General features: G+C 65.0%; 7 protein-coding genes and 1 pseudogene. 4 read left to right on the forward strand and 4 right to left on the reverse strand.

Annotated features, from left to right (window positions below; translation table 11 throughout):
* The first annotated feature begins 376 nt into the window (after window positions 1–376).
* Together QZ546_RS06625 and QZ546_RS06630 are read left to right on the forward strand one after the other, a co-directional pair.
* Window positions 377–2,776: a TonB-dependent receptor gene (locus QZ546_RS06625; protein WP_294235795.1), complete on the forward strand. Its 2,400-nt coding sequence runs from the start codon at window positions 377–379 to the stop codon at window positions 2,774–2,776.
* A complete protein-coding gene (locus tag QZ546_RS06630) occupies window positions 2,776–4,026 on the forward strand; it encodes an aminotransferase class V-fold PLP-dependent enzyme (protein ID WP_294235796.1) in 1,251 nt (416 codons plus the stop codon). The genes QZ546_RS06625 and QZ546_RS06630 overlap by 1 nt, the downstream gene beginning before the upstream one ends.
* Before the next feature lie 314 nt (window positions 4,027–4,340).
* On the opposite strand, the gene QZ546_RS06635 is transcribed toward QZ546_RS06630, so the two are convergent.
* The 4 genes from QZ546_RS06635 to QZ546_RS06650 are packed head-to-tail and all read right to left on the reverse strand — an operon-like array spanning window position 4,341 to window position 7,613.
* Entirely contained in the window at window positions 4,341–4,937 is a 597-nt protein-coding gene (locus tag QZ546_RS06635; RefSeq protein ID WP_294235797.1) for an SAM-dependent methyltransferase, read from the reverse strand.
* Window positions 4,934–5,587: a PIG-L family deacetylase gene (locus tag QZ546_RS06640; protein ID WP_294235798.1), complete on the reverse strand. Its 654-nt coding sequence runs from the start codon at window positions 5,585–5,587 to the stop codon at window positions 4,934–4,936. The genes QZ546_RS06635 and QZ546_RS06640 overlap by 4 nt, the downstream gene beginning before the upstream one ends.
* Window positions 5,584–6,582: an acyl-CoA dehydrogenase gene (locus QZ546_RS06645; protein WP_294235799.1), complete on the reverse strand. Its 999-nt coding sequence runs from the start codon at window positions 6,580–6,582 to the stop codon at window positions 5,584–5,586. The genes QZ546_RS06640 and QZ546_RS06645 overlap by 4 nt, the downstream gene beginning before the upstream one ends.
* Window positions 6,579–7,613: a glycosyltransferase family 2 protein gene (locus QZ546_RS06650; protein ID WP_294235800.1), complete on the reverse strand. Its 1,035-nt coding sequence runs from the start codon at window positions 7,611–7,613 to the stop codon at window positions 6,579–6,581. Before QZ546_RS06650 ends, QZ546_RS06645 begins: the two co-directional genes overlap by 4 nt.
* 165 nt (window positions 7,614–7,778) lie before the next feature.
* On the opposite strand from QZ546_RS06650, the gene QZ546_RS06655 reads away from it, so the two are divergent.
* A complete protein-coding gene (locus QZ546_RS06655) occupies window positions 7,779–9,941 on the forward strand; it encodes a catalase (RefSeq protein WP_294235801.1) in 2,163 nt (720 codons plus the stop codon).
* Window positions 9,942–10,615: 674 nt separating this feature from the next.
* Window positions 10,616–11,080: pseudogene (locus tag QZ546_RS06660) on the forward strand (TonB-dependent receptor plug domain-containing protein); the annotation flags it as partial.
* Between the last annotated feature and the right edge of the window lie 431 nt (window positions 11,081–11,511).

Raw genomic sequence — 11,511 nt, forward strand, 5'->3', positions numbered from 1 at the left:
AGCAAGGGGTACAGGCGGACAACTGCTCAAGCGCCACGCATCAGGTGTCCAAGCCGTCGCGAACGACCGAGATGCGGTCATTCGAGACGATTTTCCGCAGTACCACATCCGACGTTGGTTCATGTCCCGATGGAGCCGGACGCACGGCCCGCTTCCAATAAGGGGAGTAATGAGGCGGCCCATAGCGACTGGCTGTATTTGCTGGCCCAAAGGTCACCAATCTTCGCATCGCCACTTAGGCTACCGTTTGGAGGTGACACAAAACGGTCATCGACCTGACTCGCCCTTGCATTCGAAACTCAACGGCACTGCAACAAAGCTGCTCTAGCGCGGCCAACAGGCGCCGAGAGAGCGGCCCTTCAGGGAATGTGTCATCATGAAATTCGCTACCGCCAGCGCCGTTGCGGCGCTGCACGTTCTGTTCGCGCCTGCCGTTTCGGCGCAGGCCGTCGCGCCCCAAGCCAATTCGCCGGTCAGCCAGGTGACACCGGATGCCGCCGGTGGAGACGATGTCGTCGTGACCGGCACGCGGGAACGTGGGCGCACCCAGTTCGATACGCTGGCCCCAGTCGACGTGCTGCCAGAAGCCCTGGTGCGCTCTGCCGTATCGGGCGATCTCAACAACGCGCTGGCGCAGCTCCTGCCGTCGTTCAACGTCCAGCGCCTGCCCGCCGCCGACGGACAAGCGTTCGTGCGTCCGGCGACGCTGCGCGGCCTGTCCGCCGACCAGACGCTCGTCCTCGTCAACGGCAAGCGCTATCACCGCTCGGCACTGCTGGGAACGCGCGGCGCACAGGCCCCCGATCTCGCCAGCATCCCCACCCTCGCGATCAAGCGCATCGAGGTGCTTCGCGACGGCGCGTCGGCCCAATATGGCTCGGACGCGATCGCCGGCGTCATCAACATCATCCTCGACGACCAGCCGGGGATGGAGGCATTTGGTCAGTTCAGCCAATATTATGCCGGTGACGGCAACAACTACCAGTCCGGCGCACGCGGTGGCGTCGCGCTCGGAGACAAGGGCGCGATCGTCTTCACCGGTCAGTTCGAGCACGGAGAGGCTACCTCGCGCACCCGCCAGCGTCCCGACGCCGCCGCGTTCCAGGCCGCGAACCCGACGCTCGCGGTCCGAAACCCGGTGCAGCGCTGGGGACAACCCGACGAAGAGCGCGTCCGCGGCGCCGTCGACATGCATTACGACCTCGCCGAGACCGCGACCATCTACGCCTTCGGCACGGTGCAGCAGGGCGAAGGGATCACCGATTTCAACTGGCGAAACCCCAGCAATACCGGCAGCGTCTACAACGCCAGCAGCGCCTTCCCTGGTTTCAGCTTCCGCAGCATCTATCCGGCCGGCTTCACGCCGCGCTTCGGCACGCAGTTCGCCGACCTGCAACTCGTCAGCGGCCTGCGCGGCGATCTGTCGGAGGCGCTAAGCTACGACCTTAGCGCCTCCGCCGGCCGCAGCCGCATCGACTATACGATCGCCGAAACGCTCAACGCATCCCTGGGGCCGACCAGCCCGACCAGCTTCTACCTCGGTCGCCTGACGCAGCGTGAGACGAACCTCAACGCCGACTTCGTCTATCGTTTGCCCATCGGTGGTATCGAACCGCTCAACATCGCGTTCGGCGGCGAACGGCGGATCGAGCGCTACGCGGTCGGCGTTGGCGATCCGGCCTCCTATGCGATCGGGGCGGGCGCGGCCACCGGTCTTGCCCCGAACGCCAACGGATTCCCTGGCTTCGGGCCGCAACAGGCAGGCAACTTCAAGCAGACGAGCAACGCGGGTTATGTCGATCTCACATGGCGTCCGGTTACGATGCTCGCCCTCGGCGCGGCAGGTCGCTACGAGGATTTTTCGAGCTTCGGCGACAAGTTCACCTATAAATTCTCCGGGCGGGTCGAGCCGGTCGAATGGCTCGCGCTGCGCGGCACCTATTCCACCGGCTTCCGGGCGCCGACCCCGGCCCAGCTCAACACGCGGGTGGTGAGCCAGGGCCTCGACACCCGGACCCTGCAGGTCTTCAACCAGGGCCGCCTGGCGCCCACCGACCCGCTCGCGGTCGCGCTGGGTGCCAAGCCGCTGCGGCCCGAAACGTCGCGCAACATCAGCGCCGGGCTCGTCGCGCAGACGAATATCGGGCTGGGGGCGACGGTCGATCTCTATCAGATCGACGTTGACGACCGCTTCAGCCAGTCGGCGACGATTCCCATCCCGGCGGGCTTCGCCAATCCCAACCGCTTCACCTCGATCAGCTACTTTACCAACGACTTCAACACCCGGACACGGGGTGTCGATGTCGTCGTCAGCTATGCCCGTACCCTGGGCGGCGGTCGGGCCAGCGCGACGCTGGCCTATAACTACAACCGCACCACCGTCCGTAGCGGAACGAGCGCGGCGATCGCCAACGACACGCAACGCCGCATCTTCCAGGAACGGCTGCCCCAGCACAATGCGACCGGCACGCTCGGCTACGATATCGGTCGGGTCGGTGTGATGCTGCGCGGTCGTTATTACGGGCCCTGGACCGACGTGACGGGCAATGCGACCGGCGAGTTGTTCCAGCGCTTCGGCGGCCTCGCGCTGTTCGACGCCTCGCTCACCTATCGCGTGACGCCGAACATCTCGATCCGTGGCGGCACCGAAAACGTCTTCAATACCTATCCGGCGAAAGCGACCAATCAGGCGAACCGTGGCCTGATCTATTCGCGAAACGCACCCTATGACACCGACGGTGGCCGGTACTATGTCCGGCTTGGGTTGAGCTTCTGATGATCGACCGGCGCGCGCTTCTGGCTGGCGGGATGGCCGCTACCCTCCCCCTGCCTGCGCGCGCCGGCGCGCCCGCGCATCCCGCCCCGGACGACGAGGCGTTCTGGGCGACGGTCGCGGCGGAGTATGACGTGCCACAGGACGTCATCCAACTCGAAAACGGCAATTGGGGCGCGATGCCCCGTCCCGTCCGCAGCGCATACGAACAGGCCGTCGCGCGCGTGAACCGCGATACCAGCTATTATGCGCGCCGCGGCATGCTCGCCGATCTCGCTACCGCCCGTATCGCCGTCGCGGCGGAACTGGGCGTGCCAGCGGATGAGATCACCTTCACGCGCAACGCGACCGAGGCGCTGAAGGCGCTGATCCTCGGCTACAATCGTCTGACCGCAGGCGATGCGATCCTGTACGCCGACCTCGACTATGACAGCATGCAGGCGTGCATGGAGAGCCTGGGGCCGCGGCGTGGCGTCCGCGTTCGCCGCATCGCGCTGCCCGAACCCGCAACATGCGCCAGCCTGATCGACGCCTATGCGCAGGCGATGGCCGACGAACCACGGCTGAAGCTCATCCTTCTTACCCATCTAAGCCACCGGACCGGCCTGGTGATCCCGGTCCGCGAGATCGCGGCGATGGCCCGCGCCCGCGGCATAGACGTCATCGTCGACGCAGCGCACAGTTGGCAGCAGCTCGACTTCGCGCTGCCCGACCTCGATTGCGATTTCGTCGGGTTGAACGGCCACAAATGGCTCGGCGCGCCGCTCGGCATCGGCATCCTCCATATCCGCAAAGGCGCCCTGTCCCGCATCGACCGCGATCCCGCCGAAGACGCGAGCGGCCCCGACACCGTCATGGCCCGCATCCATACCGGCACGCTCGATTACGCCTCCTGGCTCACCGTCCCCGCCGCGCTCGCCTTTCAGCATCGGATCGACCGTGCCGCTCGCGCCGCACGGCTGCGCGCGCTTCGCGACCGCTGGGTCCGACAGGTGCGGGCGATCCCCGGCATCGAGATACTGACGCCGGACGACCCGACCTTGCATGGCGCGATCACGTCGTTCCGGGTCCAGGGGATAACCAGCTCGCAGGCGAACGCCGCCATTTCCCAGCGACTGCTTGAACAGCATCGCATCTTCACCGTTCATCGAACAGGGGCAGCCAACGGAGCATGTGTCCGGGTAACGCCGTCCTTGTTCAACTCGGCGAGCGACGTCGACTATTTGGCTAAGGCCTTGTCGACCCTTAACTGATGGCACTTGGAACGCATATGCGATCTGGCCTAAGCAGTCGGAATTTATCATTACTCTACCGAATAATGCCTGCATACCTCGGGACCATCAACCTTCTCGATTATGTGAGGTTGATCACCGTTATGTTTTAACAGAACTCGCGATTACCGGAAAACAAGTACGATCAGTCCAATCACATTCCACTTGAAACATATGCGGCCGTTCGACACTGTAATTATAGATGCCGGATTCCTGCCACTCGGTCAGGGGAGCTATCGGACGCATCCCTTAAATTTCTACCGCTCGGATGCAGGATAATGATGGCCACAGGTGTGCTAGCCGCCGGGGTGGGACTGGCAAACCAGACGTGCGACAATCACATGCCATCGTCTTTTGCGCCGCATCGTATCTGTCCGCCAGGACAGGCCGGTCAGATCAAGAAAGCGTTGCTGTATAGTCTCGGCATGCTGCACGAAGTCATAATAGTCGATGCGGTGATGCGCGAGCACCAGCCGCCCGCCCGATCGCAGCGCCTGGGCAACACGCAGGGCGACGGACTTCATGGCTTGCGGCGGGAGATAGTAGAGGAGTTCGGCGATCACGATCGCGTCATACTCCCTCCGGGGGAGCCGCGCCGGCAGGGCCAGTTGGATCGCCCTCGCGCGACGCCGCCCTGCGATGGCATCGGCCGTGAGTATCGTCCCCTCGGCCGTTCCCTCCGTCGCATCGAGCCGCAGGGCACGCGCGGCGATCGCGCGACTGTTCGATCCGTTGCCGCTTCCCAATTCCAGAACCCGGCCGAGGGGGCCTGGGCCAAGCGCGTGCAGGATCGCCGTACGCTTCACGGCCTCGTCCCGGTCGGAATAGGTCCGCCAGGGGTCGTCGTTGGCCGCGAATTTCTCGGCAAAATCGGTGAGGTCGATAGGCCTCATCGCGCGTCCTGGGCGAACTGTTCGACCGGGTGCGCGAAGACCGCGAGTTCATGGCGTGCGATCGCAAAGCCCTGAGGATCATCGGTGATCGCGCCCAATTGGGTGCGATGCATCCGGATCAGCGATCGCTTCGCCGCCACCCCGCCCGCCAGCGAAACGGTTCGGCATCGGGCAATCCTCGCACGATGTGGCGGCCAGACCTGATAGGTCATGCGTCGTCCGGCGAACCGAGTATCCCGAAGCGCCGCCGCGACGGCCCGGTGATCGGGATGGGCGTCGGTCATGGCGGGGCCGACGACCATGTCCAAACCACGGCCCCGACGGATCGCCTGGCTTAGCCGCCGACGGCATAGCAGCGTTTCGGCGGAAAGATTGCCATCGGGCAGCCCCAGGAAGGTCACATGCTGACGCGTCACACCCAGACGGCGGAGCGCCGACAGACTTTCCTGCCGACGCGCCGCGATCAGTCGTTCGGGGGGCCATGCCCCACTATTCGGATGCGAGGCAGCGCCGTTGCTGACCACGATGACCCGGACCATACTGCCCTGCCTTCGTAGGGCCTGTATCAGACCAGCGGCGCCGATGATCTCGTCATCGGGATGGGGCGCAACGACGACCGCGCGGCGAACGGCTTTGAGATCCAACGTCACAAGCCGGGCACCAACAGACCCTGTCGAACCGCATGACCGACACGGAGCCTTTGGGCGTCCGGGGCCGGCTGGCGGAGATAGACCGCCAGATCGCTGAGCATGGCCGAGAGTGGATGGCTGTGGAACTGGCCAGCCAGCCCCACCGCCTCGCGCGCGACGACCATCGCGCGTTCGGCCGCATCGGCCACCGCCAGTCGGGCCGCCGCCACCCGTGACAGGCGCGGCTCGTCCCCTCCTTCGGCATCCTCGAACCACAGCCGCGCCGTCCGCCGTACGATGGCGGCCGCGCCATCGGCCAGTGCGAACAATTCGGCCATTCGGGCGGCCTGGAAGGGATCGTCGGCCCGCCCCGTCTTCACCAGATGATCGCGGCTGAGGTCGCAGATGCCCGCCACGCCGCCTGCGTGAACCGCCACGAAACGCAGCGCGCCGCCGCTGAAATAGGGCTCACGCGCATAGCTGTCGGGCTGGCCGATCCGATCCGCGTCGGTAACGGGGGCATCATTCCAGAGCACCTGGTGCGTTTCGGATCGCTGCATCCCGATCACTCGCCACCAATCGGTGTCGATCGCCGGTGGCACGCGGGCAAGGTCGAGGAGAAGCAATTGCACCCCGCTGGACGTATCCGCCGTGACCAGCGCATGGCTCAGCACGCCCGCCCCCGAGGCATAGCTTTTGCCGCCGCTCAGCCGCCCGTCATCCAACCGCAGCGCGTCCCCAGGCAGTCCGGCATTCCACACCCCCAACGTCGCGCCGCGTGCCAAGCCATGACCCAGCCGGTCGACCTGCGCGGCCGAGCCATAGCGCCGGACGATCTGCACGGCATCGACATGCCCCTCGACCAGGCGGGCAAGCGGCAGGTCGCGGCGGCCGATCGCGTATAGACCCGCCAACAGCGCGATCAGCTCGTCCCCCGTCTGCGGATGGCCTGGCGGATTTTCGGCCCAGCCGGAAGTAGCGATCGCGCTTCGCAGTTGATCGGCCATCGTCGTCATGCCGCGACCTCGCACCACCGGCTTTCCAGTTCACGCAGAATATCTTCCGCTGTCGCCAGCGACACCATGGCATCATAGGCCATGGGTGCGGGGACGATACGCATGGCGAACGCCTCGCCATTGGGACAATCGCGCGCAACGCCCAGCACATGGTCCGCCGTCAACCCCAGACTTCGTCCCAGCGTCATGCGGACATCGCGCTGATCTATCATCATGAAGCTGCGTCGCGCGGCCGCCTGTGCGTGCCATTGCCATGCCGATCCGCGCGGGTCGGGCATGCAGGGCAATTCGCCATGATCCAGCGCCCGCAACATGTCGGCAAGGCCCCCGCCGGCCCGTCCGTCGCGCCGGGAGGATGTGTCGACCGCCATCGCCCCGTCGCGGCGGACGCGAAAACCGGCCCGCGCCGAGTCATCGAGAAACCGGGCATCTTCGCCGGACGACAGCGGCAGGAACCCGCCGATCGCGCGATAGGCAGAGGCATGGGCCGCTATGTTGGCGCCACCACCGAAATGATGGGTATCCCGCGCCTCCCATGGCACCGGGTCGACAAGGCGCCGATATTGGTGGAGCCGATCATAATAGCGCTCGATGCGGCACTGCCGGGGATCGCGGGCGGCATCGAGGCGAAGGACACGCCCCGCCACCACATCCGCCTCCTGCAGGGCCCGGCGGCCCGCGGCGATCCAATCCCGATGCGGGATGCTGTCGGCGTCGGTCGTGAACAACAGCCCCTCGCCGCCCGCCAGACGCTCCAGGCCCATGGCCAGCGCCGTGCGGCGGGCCGCGCCTGCATTAGGCTCGGTATCCATGGGGCCCTGCGACAGGGTCAGTCCGAACGGCAAAGCGGCGCGCATCCCGTCGACCATGGCCATGCTGCCGTCCCGACAGTCATCTAGATAGAGACACAGGTGCAGACCGTTTCCGTCGACCGACTGTCCAGCGATCGCCGACAGCAACGCGGGGAGCAAGGCGGCCTCGTTTCGTGCCGGAACACAGATGATCACGGGGATGTCCTCGTCCAGAATCATTCTCCCATGCTTGGCGACCTGGCACGACCGATCCAGATCAATTCCGCATGCGTACGACAGGCGCACCCGATAAGCCTTAATCAATATCAACCATTTAGCAGGCGGACGATTGCGTGAGCCGTGCGTTGGGAGGGCTGATATCCCTCAACGACGGAAGGCAGCATCATGGCCGACAAGACCAAATCCCGCGCGGGGCAGACAAAGGGAGAGACGCCTGCCAGCGCCTCTGCTCTTCCTGCCGGATCGGACACGCCGACCCATTATGCCGAGCCCCAGGGCCATGGCGGCGAAACCCACCAGACCACCCAGGATGCCGACCGCACGATGACGACCCAACAGGGCGTCCCGATTGCGGATGACCAGAACAGCCTGCGCGCAGGCGAGCGCGGACCGACACTGCTCGAAGACTTCATCCTGCGCGAGAAGATCTTCCATTTCGACCATGAACGCATCCCCGAGCGGGTGGTCCATGCGCGCGGCTATGGCGCGCACGGCGTGTTCGAGCTGACCGACAGCCTGGCCGATTACACCCGCGCCGACGTGCTGAGCACGGTCGGCCAACAGACCGAGGTGTTCGTCCGCTTCTCCACGGTCGCGGGCAACAAGGGGTCGATGGACCTGGCGCGCGACGTGCGCGGTTTCGCGGTCAAATTCTATACCAAACAGGGCAATTGGGACATTGTCGGCAACAACATTCCCGTCTTCTTCATCCAAGACCCGATCAAGTTCCCCGATCTGGTTCATGCCGTAAAGCAGGAACCCGACCGCGCCTTTCCGCAGGCCCAGTCGGCGCACGACAATTACTGGGACTTCGCGTCCCTGAGCCCCGAGGCATGGCACATGGTCATGTGGCAGATGTCCGACCGGACGATCCCGCGTTCCTTCCGCACCATGGAGGGCTTCGGCGTCCACAGCTTCCGGCTGGTGAATGCCGAGGGCAAGTCGACCTTCGTCAAGTTCCACTGGAAGCCGCGCCAGGGTCTGCAATCGGTGCTGTGGAACGAAGCGGTCAAGATCAACGGCGCCGATCCCGATTTCCATCGCCGCGACCTGTGGACTGCGATCGAAGGCGGCGACTTTCCGCAATGGGATCTGGGCGTCCAGCTGTTCGATCAGGAAACCGCCGACCGCCTGCCCTTCGACCATCTCGATTCGACCAAGCTGATCCCCGAGGAAGAGGTGCCGGTCCGCATCATCGGTACGCTGACCCTGAACCGCAATGTCGACAATTTCTTCGCCGCCACCGAACAGGTCGCCTTCTGCACCCAGAATGTCGTGCCCGGCATCGACTTCTCCGACGACCCGCTGCTGCACGGGCGCAACTTCTCGTATCTGGATACGCAGTTGAAGCGGCTGGGCGGGCCGAACTTCACCCATATCCCGGTCAACGCGCCGCGCTGCCCGGTGATGAATTTCCAGCAGGACGGCCATATGGCGATGCGCAATCCCAAGGGGCGCGCCAATTACGAGCCGAACAGCTGGGGTCCCGATGGCGGCCCGCGCGAGAACCCGACCATCGGCTATCGCAGCTTCCCCGCCGAGGTGCAGGGCATCAAGCAGCGAATCCGCGCGGAAACCTTCGCCGATCATTACAGCCAGGCGCGGCAGTTCTTCATTAGCCAGCAGCCCATCGAGCAGAAGCATATCGGCGATGCGCTGGTGTTCGAGCTGTCCAAGGTCGAACGGGTGGACATCCGCGCGCGCGCCGTGTCCCATCTGCGCCTGATCGACGAAGGGCTCGCCGCGACGGTCGCAGATGGGCTGGGTCTCGACCTGCCGGAACCGGCAAAGGCCGCAAAGCCGACGCTCGACCTCCCGCCTTCGGCCAAGCTGAGCATCCTGTCCAACGGCCCCAAAGACTTCAAAGGGCGCAAGATGGGCATCCTGCTGACGGACGGCAGCAGCGCCGATCTGTTTGCCGCCTTGACCAAGGCGCTGGAGGCAGAAGGTGCCTTGTGGGAGGTCGTCGCGCCCAAGATCGGCGGCGTGACGCTCGACGACGGCACGAAGATCGCCGCCAAGCAGAAGATCGATGGCGGCCCCTCGGTGCTGTACGATGCGGTTGCGGTCCTGTCGTCCGAGGCTGGCGCAGCCCTGCTGGCCAAGGATGCAACGGCCAAGGACTTCGTCGCCGATGCCTTCGCCCATTGCAAATTCATCGGTCACAGTGACGCCGCCAACAGCCTGTTCGATGCTGCCGGGGTGACGGAACGGGACGAGGGGTTTGTCGGCCTCGCCAAGGCCAAGGATGCCAAGACCTTCGTCAGTCAATGCCGCGCGCTGCGCGTCTGGTCGCGCGAGCTGAACGTGGACCTGGATGCGGCATAGCCTCAGACGTTGCTGTAGCACTCCATGGGACGGGAAGCTCTACAGAGACTTCCCGTTCATCAGGGCATTCCAATAGGCGCTTGGCTCTTGGGGAAGTACGGCTGCTGACGTGCCATCTGGTTATCCGTCAACCCGTACAGGTCGCTCATTCACGGTTTCCTTGCGGAGCCTGAATCAGATCGCGACGCTCACATCAATGGGTCCCGCCCCTAACGCGATGGCATCGCTCGTTCCGATAAATTCTAGCCGACCGGTGACACTTTTGTGGCGACGCCCGTCAAGGATTATATGGGGCGGAACGTCAGAGCGGCTGCCCCGGCTTGGGGGGCAAGATGCAGGACAGATGGAATGTCAGACGACGTGTAATGGTCTTCGGTCTCGCGACCTCGGCGCTTGTTGCGGGGGCGCCGGCCATCGCCGCGCCGGCGCGGGTCGTGTTCCGGGTGCCGTCGGGATCGCTCGAGAGCGTGCTGACCAATATCGCGGCGCAATCCGGGCGGCGCATCACATTCGATCCGACGTCCGTGCGCGGCAAGACCGCGCCCGCCGTCAGCGGCGCGATGGATCCGGAGACCGCGATCCGTATCGCGCTGGACGGAACCGGATTGATGCTGAAGGTGGCGTCCGGGGGCGAGTGGTTGGTCGTGCCGATCCCCGGTCCGGCCGGCGGTACGATGCTGTCGACGGTGCGGGTCACGGCGGCAGGCGCGGGTTCGTCGTCGGGCGGCACGCCGGCCGGGGCCAATGGCAGCAGCGATCCGATCGCGACCGAGGGGACGCGGAGCTACACGACCAACGCGACGACGATCGCGTCCAAGCAGCCTCTGTCGCTCAAGGAAACGCCACAGGCCGTGTCGCTGCTGACCCGGCAGCAACTCGACGACCGCGTCATCACCAGCTTTACCGACAGCCTCGACGCCTTGCCTGGCGTTTCCTCCGTCCAGACCGCGCAGGGACCGAACTTCTTCTCACGCGGCTTCCAGATCAACAATGTCCAGATCGACGGGGGATCGCCGATCTTCATCGGCTCTACCGGCAATGGTAACTTCACGTCCAACTATTCGGTGCTCGACGACCTGTCGATCTACGACAGCGTGACCATCCAGCGCGGGGCGGCGGGCACCTTCACCGGCGCGGGGTCGCCCGGCGGTTCGATCAGCCTGGAACGGAAGCGACCGCTGGACCACCAGATGGTGGACGTGACGGTTCAGGCGGGTTCGTACAACCAGGTGCGCAGCGTCGTGGATGCTTCCTCGCCGGTCTGGCTGGACGGCCTGCTCAAGGCGCGCCTGGTGCTGACTGCCGCGCGCAACGATTATTTCTACGACGATGCCTCGCGTCGCTTTCTGCAGGGCTATCTGAACGTCGAGATCACGCCGTCGCCATCGACGACGATCAATCTGGGCGGAAAGATCAGCACCAGCCTGAGCTGCCCCCTTCTGAGTGGTCCATCGACTATGACAGTCTGGACCAAGGAAGGGACAACGAATGCCTTCGAAGAAGCACAAGCCCGAGGAGATCATCGGCAAGCTGCGTGAGGTTGAGATCGTGCTGGGCCAAGGCGGCACGA

The organism is uncultured Sphingomonas sp., from assembly GCF_913062585.1.
In the GTDB taxonomy this organism is placed as follows: domain Bacteria; phylum Pseudomonadota; class Alphaproteobacteria; order Sphingomonadales; family Sphingomonadaceae; genus Sphingomonas.

What these genes read in the sequence shown, in the direction of transcription:
- QZ546_RS06650 (WP_294235800.1), bottom strand. Translation starts at nt 7,613, where the DNA reads ATGATTCTGGACGAGGACATCCCCGTGATCATCTGTGTTCCGGCACGA.
- QZ546_RS06630 (WP_294235796.1), top strand. Translation starts at nt 2,776, where the DNA reads ATGATCGACCGGCGCGCGCTTCTGGCTGGCGGGATGGCCGCTACCCTC.
- QZ546_RS06635 (WP_294235797.1), bottom strand. Translation starts at nt 4,937, where the DNA reads ATGAGGCCTATCGACCTCACCGATTTTGCCGAGAAATTCGCGGCCAAC.
- QZ546_RS06655 (WP_294235801.1), top strand. Translation starts at nt 7,779, where the DNA reads ATGGCCGACAAGACCAAATCCCGCGCGGGGCAGACAAAGGGAGAGACG.
- QZ546_RS06645 (WP_294235799.1), bottom strand. Translation starts at nt 6,582, where the DNA reads ATGACGACGATGGCCGATCAACTGCGAAGCGCGATCGCTACTTCCGGC.
- QZ546_RS06625 (WP_294235795.1), top strand. Translation starts at nt 377, where the DNA reads ATGAAATTCGCTACCGCCAGCGCCGTTGCGGCGCTGCACGTTCTGTTC.